Annotated in this window: 16 protein-coding genes and 1 tRNA gene; 6 read left to right on the forward strand and 11 right to left on the reverse strand. The window is 63.0% G+C overall.

The window, feature by feature from the left end; translation table 11 throughout:
* Positions 1-18: 18 nt before the first annotated feature.
* The 3 genes from dnaQ to AB3X86_RS06535 all read left to right on the forward strand — a co-directional run bounded on the left by dnaQ (position 19) and on the right by AB3X86_RS06535 (position 1,928).
* Positions 19-753, forward strand: a complete 735-nt coding sequence (gene dnaQ, locus AB3X86_RS06525; protein ID WP_368595319.1) for a DNA polymerase III subunit epsilon — start codon at positions 19-21, stop codon at positions 751-753.
* Positions 754-801: 48 nt separating this feature from the next.
* A tRNA-Val gene (locus AB3X86_RS06530) sits at positions 802-876 on the forward strand.
* Between the two features lie 47 nt (positions 877-923).
* On the forward strand, positions 924-1,928 hold the full coding sequence (locus AB3X86_RS06535; protein WP_368595320.1) for a tyrosine-type recombinase/integrase: 1,005 nt from the start codon (positions 924-926) through the stop codon (positions 1,926-1,928).
* On the opposite strand, the gene AB3X86_RS06540 is transcribed toward AB3X86_RS06535, so the two are convergent.
* The 8 genes from AB3X86_RS06540 to AB3X86_RS06575 form a co-directional block, all read right to left on the reverse strand.
* On the reverse strand, positions 1,925-2,077 hold the full coding sequence (locus AB3X86_RS06540) for a hypothetical protein (protein ID WP_368595321.1): 153 nt from the start codon (positions 2,075-2,077) through the stop codon (positions 1,925-1,927). The genes AB3X86_RS06535 and AB3X86_RS06540 overlap by 4 nt on opposite strands.
* A 105-nt stretch (positions 2,078-2,182) precedes the next feature.
* Positions 2,183-2,542, reverse strand: a complete 360-nt coding sequence (locus AB3X86_RS06545) for a hypothetical protein (protein WP_368595322.1) — start codon at positions 2,540-2,542, stop codon at positions 2,183-2,185.
* Positions 2,539-2,994 carry a lysozyme gene (locus AB3X86_RS06550; protein ID WP_176105525.1) on the reverse strand — a complete coding sequence of 152 codons (456 nt, stop codon included), beginning with the start codon at positions 2,992-2,994 and terminating at the stop codon, positions 2,539-2,541. Before AB3X86_RS06550 ends, AB3X86_RS06545 begins: the two co-directional genes overlap by 4 nt.
* Positions 2,994-3,230, reverse strand: coding sequence for a hypothetical protein (locus tag AB3X86_RS06555; protein WP_368595323.1), 237 nt, complete (start codon positions 3,228-3,230; stop codon positions 2,994-2,996). The genes AB3X86_RS06550 and AB3X86_RS06555 overlap by 1 nt, the downstream gene beginning before the upstream one ends.
* A 5-nt stretch (positions 3,231-3,235) precedes the next feature.
* Positions 3,236-5,035, reverse strand: a complete 1,800-nt coding sequence (gene terL / locus AB3X86_RS06560; RefSeq protein WP_368595324.1) for a phage terminase large subunit — start codon at positions 5,033-5,035, stop codon at positions 3,236-3,238.
* Positions 5,025-5,339, reverse strand: a complete 315-nt coding sequence (locus tag AB3X86_RS06565) for a hypothetical protein (RefSeq protein WP_176105522.1) — start codon at positions 5,337-5,339, stop codon at positions 5,025-5,027. The genes terL and AB3X86_RS06565 overlap by 11 nt, the downstream gene beginning before the upstream one ends.
* 201 nt (positions 5,340-5,540) lie before the next feature.
* Complete coding sequence (locus tag AB3X86_RS06570; protein WP_368595325.1) at positions 5,541-5,927, reverse strand: tail fiber assembly protein; 387 nt, start codon at positions 5,925-5,927, stop codon at positions 5,541-5,543.
* Positions 5,927-7,081 carry a hypothetical protein gene (locus AB3X86_RS06575; protein ID WP_368595326.1) on the reverse strand — a complete coding sequence of 385 codons (1,155 nt, stop codon included), beginning with the start codon at positions 7,079-7,081 and terminating at the stop codon, positions 5,927-5,929. Before AB3X86_RS06575 ends, AB3X86_RS06570 begins: the two co-directional genes overlap by 1 nt.
* On the opposite strand from AB3X86_RS06575, the gene AB3X86_RS06580 reads away from it, so the two are divergent.
* The 3 genes from AB3X86_RS06580 (at position 7,062) to AB3X86_RS06590 (ending at position 10,469) form a co-directional block, all read left to right on the forward strand.
* Positions 7,062-7,226, forward strand: coding sequence for a hypothetical protein (locus AB3X86_RS06580; RefSeq protein WP_368595327.1), 165 nt, complete (start codon positions 7,062-7,064; stop codon positions 7,224-7,226). The genes AB3X86_RS06575 and AB3X86_RS06580 overlap by 20 nt on opposite strands.
* Positions 7,227-7,306: 80 nt before the next feature.
* Positions 7,307-7,498 (forward strand): hypothetical protein, encoded by a 192-nt coding sequence (locus AB3X86_RS06585; RefSeq protein ID WP_368595328.1) that lies wholly within the window; start codon positions 7,307-7,309, stop codon positions 7,496-7,498.
* A 1,096-nt stretch (positions 7,499-8,594) separates the two neighbouring features.
* Positions 8,595-10,469: an ABC transporter ATP-binding protein gene (locus AB3X86_RS06590; RefSeq protein ID WP_368595329.1), complete on the forward strand. Its 1,875-nt coding sequence runs from the start codon at positions 8,595-8,597 to the stop codon at positions 10,467-10,469.
* Between the two features lie 77 nt (positions 10,470-10,546).
* Here AB3X86_RS06590 and AB3X86_RS06595 read toward each other — a convergent pair whose 3' ends face one another.
* From AB3X86_RS06595 to AB3X86_RS06605, 3 genes are all read right to left on the reverse strand, one after another.
* A complete protein-coding gene (locus AB3X86_RS06595) occupies positions 10,547-11,011 on the reverse strand; it encodes a DUF2214 family protein (RefSeq protein WP_368595330.1) in 465 nt (154 codons plus the stop codon).
* A 150-nt stretch (positions 11,012-11,161) separates the two neighbouring features.
* Complete coding sequence (locus AB3X86_RS06600) at positions 11,162-12,016, reverse strand: hypothetical protein (RefSeq protein WP_368590579.1); 855 nt, start codon at positions 12,014-12,016, stop codon at positions 11,162-11,164.
* Between the two features lie 254 nt (positions 12,017-12,270).
* Positions 12,271-13,335 carry a glycosyltransferase family 4 protein gene (locus AB3X86_RS06605; protein ID WP_176105482.1) on the reverse strand — a complete coding sequence of 355 codons (1,065 nt, stop codon included), beginning with the start codon at positions 13,333-13,335 and terminating at the stop codon, positions 12,271-12,273.
* Between the last annotated feature and the right edge of the window lie 519 nt (positions 13,336-13,854).

Here is a 13,854-nt window from a genome sequence, read left to right on the forward strand (position 1 = left end):
GAAGCAGGCTAATCCGACATGCGTCAACTGATCCTCGACACCGAAACTACCGGCCTGAACGCCCGCGGCGGCGACCGGATTCTCGAACTCGGTTGCGTCGAGCTAGTGAACCGCCGACTGACCGGCAACAACCTGCACTTCTATATCAACCCGGAGCGCGACAGCGATCCGGGCGCGCTCGCGGTGCACGGCCTCACGACGGAATTTCTGAGCGACAAGCCGAAGTTCGCGGAGATCATCGACCAGTTCCGCGACTTCATCCAGGGTGCGGATCTGATAATCCACAACGCGCCATTCGACATCGGCTTTCTCGACGCCGAGTTCGCGCTGCTCGGTCTGCCGCCGGTGAGCACGCACTGCGGCGAGATCATCGACACGCTCGCGCAAGCCAAGCAGATGTTCCCCGGCAAGCGCAATTCGCTCGATGCGCTGTGCGACCGCTTCGGCATCAGCAATGCGCACCGTACGCTGCACGGCGCGCTGCTCGACTCGGAATTGCTCGCCGAGGTCTATCTGGCGATGACGCGTGGCCAGGAAAGCCTCGTCATCGACATGCTCGGCGAAGCGCAGACCGGCGGCGCTGCAGATACGCCGCGTGTAGCGCTCGAATCGCTGGAACTCGTCGTGATCACCGCGAGCGACAACGAACGCGCCGCGCATGAAGCCGTGCTCGACGATCTCGACAAGGCGATCAAGGGCGCGAGCGTATGGCGCCTTGAACCCGCGCCAGCAACTGATGAGCAAACTGCTTAAAAAAGACTAGACGAACCCCAAATTCCCTGACATAATCTCAATCTCTTCGGGTGGTTAGCTCAGCGGTAGAGCACTGCCTTCACACGGCAGGGGTCACTGGTTCGATCCCAGTACTACCCACCACTTACCGGGACAATCTCGGGACAGTGGCGGAAACCGGAGAACATCAAATGGGCACGATCACCCAGCGCGAGAACGGCAAATGGCAGGTCAAAATCCGGCGAGCCGGGACAAAGCCACTCAGCGCCACATTCCACACGTACGAAGACGCCAAAGCCTTTGAGCGCCAGCAGGAGCACAAGGTTGACAAGGGCGTACTCGGTCAGCTCGACGGGACACCCACTCTGTCCCAAATCATCACCCGCTATCTAGCCGAAGTCACACCTAGCAAGAAGGGTGCCGACTCCGAGGAGTGGCGTCTCAAGGCCATCCAGAGGCACTGGATCGGCTCTACACAGGTCGGTAAGCTAACCAGTACCATCGTAGCCAAGTGGCGCGACGAGCGGCTCCAAGGGGCTGATGGCAGGGCTGTGAGTGGCTCGACTGTCAATCGGGAGATGAACCTACTCCATCACGTGCTGGAAACGGCCCGTAAGGATTGGGGCATCGGCACCGCCGTCAATCCGGTGTCCGAGGTACGCCGCCCGAAGAACAACCCTAGCCGCGACCGTCGTCTGACGGATGAGGAGAAGGCAGTTCTGCTGGAAGCGTGCCGCGATACGCGGAAACCGTACCTCCCACAAATCGTGGAGCTGGCACTGGAAACCGCGATGCGGCAGGGAGAGATAGTCTCCCTGATGATCGAGCAAGTCGATCTGAAGGATAGTGTGGTCAGCCTCAAGGCGGGAGCCACGAAGACCGATGAGGCACGCACGGTGCCGCTGTCCACCCGAGCGAACGCGATCCTGAAGGAAGCCATTGGCGACAGGACCGAGGGCCGGGTATGGCCGGGACTGACCAGCGAGGCGGTGAAGAAAGCCTTCATCCGGGCGCGTGAGCGGGCTGGGATCGAGAACGTGAAGTTCCACGACACCCGGCATGACGCCACCACCAGCTTCGTCGAGCTGGGTCTGACGGACACCGAGGTCATGTCGATCACCGGGCACAAGACGCAGAGCATGATGCGCCGGTACACCCACTTGCGGGCGAAGGACTTGGCTAAGAAGCTGGGCTAGTGCATGGTCATTTCGGACCACAGCCACACGGCTAGAACGTGGTCCGCCACCGGCCACACCGAGAAGGTGTCGTCCGGCAGAGGCTCGGCGGGTACAGCGGTGTACTCGCCTGTCTCGTCCACACACAGGTCGGCGTAGACGTAGATCACTTCAGCTTCTCGTAGAAGGCTCGCAGACCGTCGAGCTGCGCATTGCAGAAGTCGAGGGCGGTCTGATAGTCATGGACGGACTGCACCAGCCCGCCGAGTGTGTGGTCAGCCGGGGGCGCTGGCTCCTCGCACGGGAGCAGCAACGACGCCGCTGGCTTTGCTGGGCCGGTTGCCGTACAGGCTGTCCCACACATCATCAGGAACGCTAGTGCTAGTCCAGTCAGGGTGCGCTTGTAGGGCATTGTTCACCTTGGTCTGGTTGGTTGCGGCTGTCTTCGCCGCCTTCTGCGCGGAGGCCGTGTAGGCGTCCAGTGCAGCTTGGGAGGCGGCTAGACTCGCGGTGAGGGTTAGGACTTGCTGCTCGGCAGCATTGGCCCTCTCGTGCTCTATATATATAGCGGCACCGAGGCCACAGAGGACGAGCAGGCCAGCGAGCGCCAGCAGGATACGGTCGATGAGGGTCACTTGATGCACACCTCGTACTCGGCTTGACGCCGAAGCTCAAGGCCACGCAGCTTCACGCCCTTGGCGTACACCCACCTCAGCAGCTCCTTACAAGCACCGGCATGGTCGCCAGCGTTGAACTTCTTCAGGAGCGTGGAGGAGGCTAGGTTGCCCCTACCCACATTGAATGTGAAGTCGGTGAGTGCAGCCAGCTCGTTCGCATTGATCGGGCCGGTGGTGAGGTCAAGCACGGCTCCCATTGCCTCGGCGGAATCCGCGTTCAGCAGGGTCGTGCATTCGGCTGGGGAGTACACCCGCCCTACCCGCACGTCCTTGCCGGTATGCCCGGTGCAGGCCGTAGGGATGCCGACAGGATCGGCGTAAGCGGTGGTGCGGGTGCCCTCGAAGTGGAGTGTGAGTGGGACAGCGATAGCAAGCGCCGCCGCAATCACTCGCGGCGATACGCGAGCCATTAGCTGCCGCTGACCGGGACCATGCCCACGGTGAAGTTCTTGTCGCCGGTCGCCTTGTGTGCGGCGTTCGCAGCAGCGATGAAGAAGTCTCGCAGTTGGCCTGCCGACGCCTTACCGCCAGCGCCGTACGCAGCCACGATCTCGACAGCCGTGATTGCATCGGCGGTGTCTTGGCGAAGGTCGTCGCCCTCGCTGACGATGTTGCTGATGTTGGGAAGGGAAGTTACGAGTGCCATTCGGCTTATCTCCTGTACTTGTTGAAGACGCTCCCGCCGCCGCGTTGGCGCTGGCGTGGGTCTTGTCGGTAGTCCACTCGACCGAGCGGGTTCTTGATCCAGTCCTGAAACTCTTTCTCGCGGAGGTGCTGGATCGCACGCTCCTGATTAATGCCCATCTGCTCCACCCAATAGCGGCACGCACCAGCCAGCGCGTCGAGCCTGTCGTCGTGCTGTAGTGCGTTCTTCTCTCGGGTGATGAAGGCGATCTGATGCAGCAGGGAGTAGCTGGGGCGCTTCTCCACCGGGTAGCGCTGGAGTGACTTCTCCTCGTCGCGGGCGATGTCGTCGTTGAAGACGAGCGAGCCACGGGCGATGATCGGTTCGAGCACGTCGATGATGCGTAGCTCCTTCTGGCCCGACTCCCACGTCTCCTCGATGGCGCAGCCGTCACCTATGGTTTGCGGGTACTCGGCGCGGAGGATCGGGAGCCACGTGTGCAGGTACGCACCGTTGCCGAAGTTCTTCTCCACGAGGATGCGGTTCACCTTCCAGTTGCGGGCGACGTGGGCGAGGAACTTGAATCCTTCCGGGTCGAAGCCGCCCTTGATGCCGCCCACTTCGAGCGCGTACAGCGTGCCGTTCAGGAAGCCGACCACGGCGTAGCCTGTCTCGTCGCCGTTCTTGCCGCCGCCTGCCGGGTCCACGTACATGACGATGCCTTGTAGCGGAGCGCGGTCGGGCGATACCGACGAGGGCACGCCCATCGTGTACGTCGTGCCGTTGACTTGGTACTTGATGATCTCGTGCGCGAGCAGACCGGGCGTGACGGTCAGAGGGAACACCTCGGACACACGCATCGACATGATCTTCGCGAGGCGCAGCGGGAAGCGTTCGCTGTCCGCCAGCTTCGTGTTCAGCATGTGCTGGAGCTGGAAGTAGCTCGGGCCTTGGTCCTGCTCCTTCTTCGCGAGGAACTCCTCGGTGCCTGCTGGCAGCTCGGTGTCTACCGGCTGGCCTTGGTCGCCCAGCATCCCGCCGCCCGTGGTGAGCGTCGGGTCGGCTTCGAGCCTGCGCCGGATGTACGGTGCGAGCATGTCGCCGTAGTTCTCCATCTGCGCTGCCGTAGGGAAGCGACCGGGCCAGATGCGGACGGTGTAGCCGCGACCCGGCAGGGTGTTGTAGATGGAGTTGATGGACTGCGGCGTACCGAGGTAGATGATTCGCCCGGTCGAGCAGATTGAAGGGAAGTCACGTGTGAGCTGAAGTAACGCCTGACGCTGGTGTTCGGTCAGGGAGTTCTTCGCACTCTCAATGTCGTCCGCAATAAGTAGGTCGGCGCGCTTACCCTGCAAGTTGCCGGTGACGCCTACGCACGCCACGGATGGCGACTTATCCAGACCCTTGAGGGTGTGGTGAACGTCGAATGCCTCGACCGAGGTTCGGTCGCCTGCGTTACGGTCAGGGCGGAGACATTCCAGAATGTCCATCGTCATGATGACGCGGACGATGAGGGTTGAGATTTCGTTGGCCTGTGTGCCGCCCGCCGAGATAATCAGCACGCGGAACTTCGGGTCGTGGATGAGACACCACACAGCGAACGCTGCGGTGATGGTGGTTTTTGCCTGACCACGTTGAGCCTGCACCATGAGGTAGTGCGGGCCGTACTCAAGGAATTCAGCGATGTCCGCCTGAACCTCCGAGAGCGAGAAGCCCAGCTCCACCATCACGTCCTCGCAGAACGGGACGAAGTGTGGGTAGGCTTCTTGCAGGAGTTCTAGCTGCTCGAATCGCTGGAGGGCGAGTTCGGCGGACTCACGAGCCATTCATTGCGATGGCTGCATCGACTGCGGCTTGCGCCTCGTCGTCGGTTACTACGGGATCGGGTACGAGCGGAACTACATTCTGGAAGCGACGCTTGCTCTGCCGCTCCTGAATCTTCTTCTGCATCTCGGTCAGCGTCGAGTTGTCCTCGACCACTGCTGTGATGCTGTTGTCCTTCAGGAACTTCGTCGCCGCCCCAAGGATAGCCGCGTTGCACAGCTCAGGGTCTTTCACCAGCTCCATGAACGTGTCGGCTACCATTGCGTGCAGTTCCGCCAGCTTGTCGGTGCTGGCGGTCTTGGTCACTTCTTCTCCTTGCCTGTGAGAGTTCGGTACACCTTCGGTGCGATTACGATGAACTGGCACACTAGGTACAGCCCGGTGCCCCACATGATCCAGTCGGGTAGCGGGTGCCCCAAGTACAGGGACGTACCCGTGACGCCGACCGGTGGTGATGCTTGAACTACTGCCGATGCTACGTCACGGACAGTCATAGGTTCTCCTAAGTTATTGAGGCTCGACAGGCCACTCGACGGAGAGCGGGAAGCCCTCCTGAGCGGTGATGTCGCGCAGAGCTTGCCGGTACGCCTGCCACTTCTGGCGGGTGGCCTCGGGGATGTCGGGGTTCTGTGTCCAGTCCGACTTTGCGATAGTCCAGTCACGCCGCTCGCGAACCTGCGCCGCTTGGAAGTCCTTCTCGTACTTCGGGTACAGGTCCGTCATCAGCGCCACATTTGGCACGGGGATGTCAGTACGCTTCCACTGCACCATGAAGGCGGGGCCGCACTGATTGCCGTCGTCATCCAGCGGGTGCCCGACGAGGAAATCCTTGCCGTGCTCCACGCCGGGAATCTCATTGCGGATGACGAAGATCAGTTGATCGTGTGTGAGCATCAGTTGTTCCTCAAGTAGATGGCGCGGGGCCACACGTTGTTGGTGCCTGCCTGCGTGCGCAGTCCGACAAGCACGTACGGGTTGCCACAGTCGCTCGTGTTGTTGCCGCCGACGTTGCAGCCGCCCAGCTCGATCAGCCCGCTGTTGTAGACACAGTTCGCATAGCGGTCGGCCTTGTTGGAGTTCAGGGCGTCGTATCCACCGGCAGCGGAGCCGCCGCGATTGTTCCATGCACCGCCGAGTGTGTTGCCATCCTCTGCGAGCGTGCCATTCCCGTTGCCAGATGTTACGTGCCCCGGCAGGAAGATGTTGCCCCGCGAGGTAATGCTCCCAGCGACGATGTCACCGCCGTCATTCACATCGACGACTACTGCGTTGTACGCGTTGTTGACGAGCTGCATCCCACCGTTTCCCTCGCGACCGCGCAAATACATATACGAGCCGTCAGTGGAGCGAATGCCCATCTCACCGTAGATACCATCGCGGAACAGGTGGATGCGCTGCTTCGCGTATAGCTGACCAGTGACAATGATGTCGCCGCCGATGTACAGGCCACCACGGACGTTCACGCTACCGCTGTCGTAGATCTGGACGTTCACCATGCTGCCAGCGCCGTTGACGATCTCAATAGAGCCTCCCTGCCCTGCTGCGTTGTTGGCGCGGATGAACGGTGCGTAGCCATTGGCGTTGAAGTACACCTGCGGGCTATACGCACCGGAGGTCTGCTTCAGTGTCAGCGGGCCGGTCATGGTATCGCCGCCCTTCTGGACAGCGGTCGCTACCGCAGCACTTGCTGCGTCGGCAGTCGCCTTCGCAGCCGCCGCCGTGGTCTTTGCGTCGGTCGCCGTGCCGCTCACGGAGTTTGCCGTGGACACAGCGTTGTCTGCCTTCGTGCTGGCTGCGTTCGCCGTGGTGACGGCATTGCCTGCCTGAGTGAGGGCGCTCGATGCCTTCGCGTCGATACCGTTCGCCGTGGCTACCGCGCCGTTCGCAGTGGTCACTGCGCCAGCCGCCGTGTCGAGCGCGCTCTGCGCCTTGCCGTCGATGCCCTGTGCCGTGGTCTTGGCGTCATTCGCGGTGTTCAGCGCCGTGTTGGCGGTGCCGATTGCCGTGTCGGACTTCGAGCTGGCTGCATTGGCGGTGCCCGCTGACAAGTTCGGCGGCAAGTACACGGACGAGACCAACCCGCTGACCGGCAAGCCCGTGGACTACGTGAAGAACGTCCGCACCGCCATGCGCGTGCTTCCCGGCGCTAACACCATCATCGGCTCGGCAATCGCCAATGAGCTAAATCAGTAACCCGGAACCCGTCCAGCCCTTGCTGGGCGGGCTTCTCCGATTTCATGACCCTCTGACAGACACGAACAACAGGAGCTTACATGGCAGCAGACTATCTCGTTCCGTGGCTGAAGGCGTCAGGGCAGGATGGCCTGCGTAACTCCATGCTGGTCATTCCCGGCGACGGCGTGACCAAGACCTTCAGCTTCAACTTCGCTGGTGGCTACATCAGCAAGGATCACATCAAGGCTTACAGCCTGCTAGACTGCACACTGAGCCCGCCACGCGATTAGAGCCCCGTACAGCGCCCCGCGTCCCTTCTGGCTACCCTTGCCTACCATGCCTGTCCCTAGCCTGTCTCAGAGCCCGCCAGAGCCCTTGCTGGGCGTTCTGTGTCCACTGCCTTGCGCAGGCAGGGCTTAGCCGCCGACCCAGCGCCACAGAGGAGCAATCGCACGCGCACCCGCCTGCCCGCGTCTATCGTGATCTGGAGATGGCGCGCACGGGGGAGCGCAGGCGCGAGCGGGCGGCGTAACTGCCCACGCATAAGCACAGCAAAATTGGGTCCGGGTCGGGACACCTGACAACTGTCCCTGAGACATCCTATGACTGTCCCGGCCAGCCCTCTCGGGACAGCTCGGCACGGCACTGGTCGGAGGCAGTTGACAGGTCCGGTCGGAGGCGTCTACAGTGGAGCCCTGTCCCGGCCCTGAAAAGCGGGGACGATGCGGGGACAATGAGTGTCTCCAGCGTAAGTAGGGCCATGACGCAAAGCCTTGTGGTAGAGCACTGGGACCGCCTGAAGGGCGGGACAAATCGCCTTCACACGGCAGGGGTCACTGGTTCGATCCCAGTACTACCCACCAGATTCTTGGTGTGTCGATCACCGAAGACAAAAGGGCTTACGCAGAAATGCGTAAGCCCTTTTTCTATTTGCCGGCAAAAACGTCGCGTGCACCGCACGAGGCAGCATCGTCGGCTGTGTAGAACCACGTCGTTCCGTAGGTTGGCGAGCGCCCCGCACTGTTGCTATATTCGGCAGACGGGCATTCGCCCGGTCCGGCTCTGTCCGGTTTCTCCATCTTGAACCATCTCAGGGAGGCGCCACATGTTCGCAGTGCATCGCGCGCTCCCTCGCATGGTCCCACGACCGTCAGCCCGTCCGCCACGACCGCTGCGACCTTAAACGCCGCAGCATCGCAGCAGATGCGCAGCCGCCTCGACAGGCGCGCCGCGTTCACTCCCGACAGTCCGTTGTTCCGTTGCCGTTGTTTGCCGCCGTACTTTTTCGCGTGTTCCCGCGCGCATTCCGGCATCCGCTGGCTGTCTACCCTTTTTCGCTTCTGACTGGAACCTCGGCGCGCTCGTGCGTCGCCGGGTCGAAAGCAAATGGCCAACAAAAAACTCGACTTTCGCGGACAAGCCTTCAAGGATGTCCTCGGCTTCACCTTCCGTCACTGGGCGCAACAGCCGTGGCGCATCGTCGTGATTGCGGCGCTCGCGCTGTTCACGGCGGGCGCGGACATCCTGACGCCGGTCTTCGCCGGACGTCTGGTGGACGCGATCGCGGCCGGTTCGGCGTCGTCGGCGCCCATCTGGCATCACGCGCTCGAGGCCTTCGGCGTGCTCGCCGCGCTCGGCCTGACCGCGACGCTGCTGCGTCAGGGCGTGTACTTCAACATCATCCGCTTCACGCTGAAAATGATGAGCGAGATCGCCGCACGCGCGTTTCATCGCGTGCAGCGCTTTTCGACCGACTGGCACGCGAACAGCTTCGCCGGCTCGACCGTGCGCAAGATCACGCGCGGCATGTGGGCGCTCGACCTGCTGAACGACACGCTGCTGATCGCGTTGCTGCCGTCGCTGGTGATGCTGGTCGGCGCGACGCTGCTGCTCGGTTCGCGCTGGCCGATGATGGGCGTCGTCGTCGGCATCGGCTCGCTGCTGTACATCAGCGTGACAGTGACGGTGTCGCTGGGCTTCGTCGCGCCGTCCGCGCGTCTCGCGAACGCGTGGGACACGCGCATGGGCGGCGCGCTCGCCGATGCGGTCAGCTGCAACGGCGTCGTCAAGGCATTCGGCGCGGAAGCGCGCGAGGAAGCGCGCCTCGGGTACGTGATCGGCAAATGGCGGCAGCGCACGCGCCGCACGTGGGTACGCGGCACGCTCAACGGCGGCCTCCAGGGCGGCATGCTGGCCGCGATTCAGGCCGCGATTCTCGGCGTTGCGTTGCTGCTGTGGGCACGCGGCGAAGCGAGCGTCGGCGACATCACGTTCGCGTTGACGATGTTCTTCATGCTGCAAGGCTACCTCCGCGACATCGGCATGCACATCCGCAACCTGCAGCGCTCGGTCAACGACATGGAGGAACTGGTGTCGCTCGAAAGCCAGCCGCTCGGCATCGAGGATCGTCCCGGTGCGGGTCCGATCGCGATCCGCAACGGCGAAATCCGCTTCGAGCATGTGTCGTTTCACTATGGCGCGCACAGCCGGCCGCTCTACGACGACTTCTCCATCCGCATCGCGCCGGGCGAGCGCGTCGGGCTGGTCGGTCATTCAGGCTCGGGCAAGACGACCTTCATCAAGCTGATCCAGCGCCTTCACGACATTTCGGGCGGGCGGATCACGATCGACGGCCAGGACATAGCGCAGGTCCAGCAAGCGTCGCTGCGCAGCCAGATCGCGATCGTCCAGCAGGAGCCGGTGCTGTTTCACCGCTCGCTTGCCGAGAACATCGCGTATGGACGGCCCGGCGCGAGCCGCGCCGACATCGAGCGCGCCGCGCGGCTCGCCAGCGCGCATGACTTCATCGCCGCGCTGCCGAACGGCTACGACACGCTGGTCGGCGAACGCGGCATCAAGCTATCGGGCGGCGAGCGTCAACGCGTCGCGATCGCGCGGGCGTTTCTCGCCGACGCGCCGATCCTGATTCTCGACGAAGCCACGTCGAGCCTCGACAGCGAAAGCGAAGTACTGATCCAGCGCGCGATGGAGCGGCTGATGCAGGGGCGCACCACGCTGGTGGTCGCGCACCGGTTGTCGACGGTGCGCGCGCTGGACCGGCTGCTCGTGCTGGACAAGGGCAAGGTGATCGAGGAAGGCAGCCACGACGCGCTGATCAAACGCGACAACGGCTTGTACCGTCGCTTGTTCGAGCGTCAGGCGCTGGAGTTGATCAAGGGTCTCGGCGAGCCGGAACTCGTGCGCGAGTCGGCAGAGGTCAAAGCCGACCGGGTCGACGATTCTGGCTTGCTGGTCGGCTAGCGCGACGCAGGCCTGCACGAGGCGCAACGCTTGGCGCGCGCCACCAGCCCGTCGCAATGGAAAGAAGGCCTGCCGCGCTACACCGCGCCGGCCGGCAGCCCGATGCCGCGCGCCATTCCGGTCGCCGCAAACACAAGCAGAACCAGCAGCACGGTCTGGATCACGCTGAAATGCGCGTAGGAACGCGCCTTCTTCAGATTCGGCGCCGCGCCGCTGCGGATCGACGCGCGCCAGCGCATCAGGCCGAGCATCGTGGGCACTTCGAGGATCAGGATGAGCACCAGCAACGTCATCTTCACGTGAAAGAGCGGCTCGTGCAGGTAGTAGTCGGCGCCCTTCTCATAGCCGCCGAACACGCGCATCAGGCCGGTCACGATCAGCACCAGCGCGGCGATGCCCCAGCGTGAATCGGCGCGGAACACCGAACGCAGCGCGGCGGGCACCGACGCGCGACGCAGCGACCACGTGCGTCTGAGAATCGACGCGAGCGCAAAGCCATAAGCGAGCAGATGAAGGGCGGCAAGCAACCAGCGAACCAGCATAGCGACTCCTGCGAAAGACGCGATACGATCGATGAGTGTCCCACTCGCCCGCCGGCAGGCCGGGCGCCTTGATTGCATTATCGACGAAGCTTCGCTTCGGGATGCGTGCAACGGCCACGCGGTGTGACCGATAGCACAAAACGTGCAGCGTCAGACCTGGCGCAGCGTCGTGTCGAGCGCGCGGGCGGCGACGCGATCGCCTTCGGTCGTCAGCGCGGCGCGGAAAACGGTCTGCCGGTTGTGCCCCGCGGCGGCCGGCGAATCCCACAGCAACTCGACCTTCGGACGAACGCCGAACGTGCTGCGCGCCAGCGAAGGCGCCGCGACCGACGGCATCGGCGCCGCCGATGCACCGGCCTCGCCCGCCGCGCCGAACGCAACTGCGGGCGCGGGCGCCGGCGTCGCGCGCGCATCGGAACCGCTCGCCCAGCGCACCGACAATTCGCGCGCATCGTATTGCCCCACCTTGCGCCGCTCGGCCCACACGACGACGGTGCGCGTCACCGGATCGAGCGACACCGCATAGCGGCCGATCGCAAAGCGCCGCGCCGCCACATTGGTGCGCCACAACGGCAGCGGCCGGCAGATCCACAAGACGATCGCATACAGCACCGGCGCCGCGACGAGCCAACCGTTGGTGGCCGCGACCGCCTGCATCGCGCGGCGCCAGCCCGCGCTCGCGACGAACGCGCCGACCGACCACAGCGCAAACAGAAACCCGAGGAACGCGAACAGGCGCAGCGCCTGACGCAGCCATTGCGGCAACGGATGGAACGGACGCTCGGCGACGGCGCGCGCGCCGGGCAGGAAGATCAGCAGGAACAGAAAGACGAGGTTGATACATGCCCACGGTGAAGACGCCATCGCGGTCAGCGCGGTGGTCAGCCTCATCTCGGACATCGAGAAAAGCCAGCGGGCGGCGAGCACGAGACCGATGGCGCGCAACGTAAAAATCGTTCCGGCGCCGGGCGCGGCGTTCGCGCGCGTCTCTTTCGTTCTCGCCAAGGCATCCTCCTGTCGTCGGCGGCGCCGCAGCCCAATTTGCGGCACGGCAATTATAGGGATATTACCGAGCCTGGCTCGTTCGCGCCGCGCGGAAACCGGTATTTTCATCGGTACACCGACGAAAAACGCGGCGCGCATGCAACAACGCCCCGCCGGCAACATGCCGGCGGGGCGTTCAGAGCAGCGAAGGAAGCGTGATTCCTGCTGCCGGCGTCTCATCTACCGCGAAACAACCGCGGCGAATCAACCGCCAATCAGCCCGCGTTGACTTCGCGCAGCACCGTGCGATGCTTGCTGCGCAGCAGGTCTTCGTAGACGGCGACGTAGTTCTTCGCCATCACCTTCGACGTGAAGCGTGCTTCGAACGCCTTGCGCACGCCAGCGCGGGGCAGCGTGTGCAGACGCTTGAGCGCAGCGACCGCGCTGATTTCGTCTTCGACGACGAAACCCGACACGCCGTTTTCGATCACTTCCGGCACTGAACCGCGATTGAACGCGATCACCGGCGTACCGCAAGCCATCGCCTCGATCATCACCAGGCCGAACGGCTCCGGCCAGTCGATCGGGAACACCAGCGCATGCGCGTTGCCGAGGAACTCACGCTTTTCGGCTTCGCCGATTTCGCCGATGTACTCGACATGCGGGAGCGCCATCAGCGGCTTGATCACTTCTTCGTAATAAGCACGGTCGGCCTTGTCGATCTTCGCGGCGACCTTGAGCTTCATGCCTGCCTGGCCGGCGATGCGGATCGCGCGGTCGAGGCCCTTCTCCGGCGAAACGCGGCCGAGGAATGCGAGGTAGCCCGGCTCGACGTCGGGGATCGGCGTGAGCACGTTTTCCGGCAGACCGTGGTAGACGGTTTGCAGCCAGTTCGCCTGTTGCAGCGGGATGCGCTGGTTGTCGGAAATCGACACGACCGGCACGTCCTTGAACGTATTGAAGATGGGCTGCAGTTCCGGCAGATCGAGACGGCCGTGCATCGTGGTCAGGAACGGCACCGGCTGACGCGCGAACAGCGAGAACGGGTAGTAGTCGATGTGGAAATGCAGCACGTCGAATTCGTCCGCGCGGCGGCGCACTTCTTCGAGCAGCAGCATATGCGGCGCCATCACGTCGCGGATCGTCGGGTCGAGGCGCAGCGCCTGCGGCCAGAATGCTTCGAGCTTCGCCGAGGTTTGCGAATCACCGCTTGCAAACAGCGTGACGTCGTGGCCCTGCTCGACCAGCGCCTCGGTCAGATTGGACACCACGCGTTCCGTACCACCGTACAGCTTGGGAGGAACCGCCTCGTGCAGCGGAGCGATTTGAGCGATTCGCATATTGACGAACTCCTAGTAAAAAATCAGGCAAAGGTACTGCATTTGGAAAAAGCGACTCGCTTGCTCGCCAGGGCAGTCTGGCCGGAGATACCGGCGCGGGCCTGATTCTTTTGAGAAATCCTGCGATGGATCGCTTGGGTCAAGAGCCCAGACAAGTGGATCATCGTCTGCGCATGTGCGAGTAAACGCGCATGGGGCACCTACGTTGACAAACTGTCAGAAAATTTGCCCGGGCTAACGAGCACGCATTATCGATGCCCGAATTGTCGCCGCACCACAACATTTCAAAGTCTTTACGTTGTTACAAACGCGAAACACTTTGCAAACCCTTGTTTTCAAAGACAGTTCTACAGTGTCCGGGAGGTTCGGCGAGGCACGACGTACCGAGCGGTGAACTCTCGTGCATCAAACGTTGCCGGCAGGAATTTGCAAAATTGCCTCGGCCCGGTTGAATGCAAACTGTAATTATATCTCGAAATTTTCCGCAATCTGCCTGAAGGGCCCGTCGGCTGGCGTGTC

It is taken from the genome of Paraburkholderia sp. BR14374 (assembly GCF_040948685.1).
Taxonomy (GTDB): domain Bacteria; phylum Pseudomonadota; class Gammaproteobacteria; order Burkholderiales; family Burkholderiaceae; genus Paraburkholderia; species Paraburkholderia youngii.

Bases quoted from the DNA above. Each gene is read 5' to 3' on its own strand.
- AB3X86_RS06585 (WP_368595328.1), top strand. From the start codon at position 7,307: ATGGCAGCAGACTATCTCGTTCCGTGGCTGAAGGCGTCAGGGCAGGAT.
- AB3X86_RS06535 (WP_368595320.1), top strand. From the start codon at position 924: ATGGGCACGATCACCCAGCGCGAGAACGGCAAATGGCAGGTCAAAATC.
- AB3X86_RS06605 (WP_176105482.1), bottom strand. From the start codon at position 13,335: ATGCGAATCGCTCAAATCGCTCCGCTGCACGAGGCGGTTCCTCCCAAG.
- AB3X86_RS06570 (WP_368595325.1), bottom strand. From the start codon at position 5,927: ATGCTCACACACGATCAACTGATCTTCGTCATCCGCAATGAGATTCCC.
- AB3X86_RS06590 (WP_368595329.1), top strand. From the start codon at position 8,595: ATGGCCAACAAAAAACTCGACTTTCGCGGACAAGCCTTCAAGGATGTC.
- AB3X86_RS06595 (WP_368595330.1), bottom strand. From the start codon at position 11,011: ATGCTGGTTCGCTGGTTGCTTGCCGCCCTTCATCTGCTCGCTTATGGC.
- AB3X86_RS06555 (WP_368595323.1), bottom strand. From the start codon at position 3,230: ATGGCACTCGTAACTTCCCTTCCCAACATCAGCAACATCGTCAGCGAG.
- AB3X86_RS06550 (WP_176105525.1), bottom strand. From the start codon at position 2,994: ATGGCTCGCGTATCGCCGCGAGTGATTGCGGCGGCGCTTGCTATCGCT.
- terL (WP_368595324.1), bottom strand. From the start codon at position 5,035: ATGGCTCGTGAGTCCGCCGAACTCGCCCTCCAGCGATTCGAGCAGCTA.
- dnaQ (WP_368595319.1), top strand. From the start codon at position 19: ATGCGTCAACTGATCCTCGACACCGAAACTACCGGCCTGAACGCCCGC.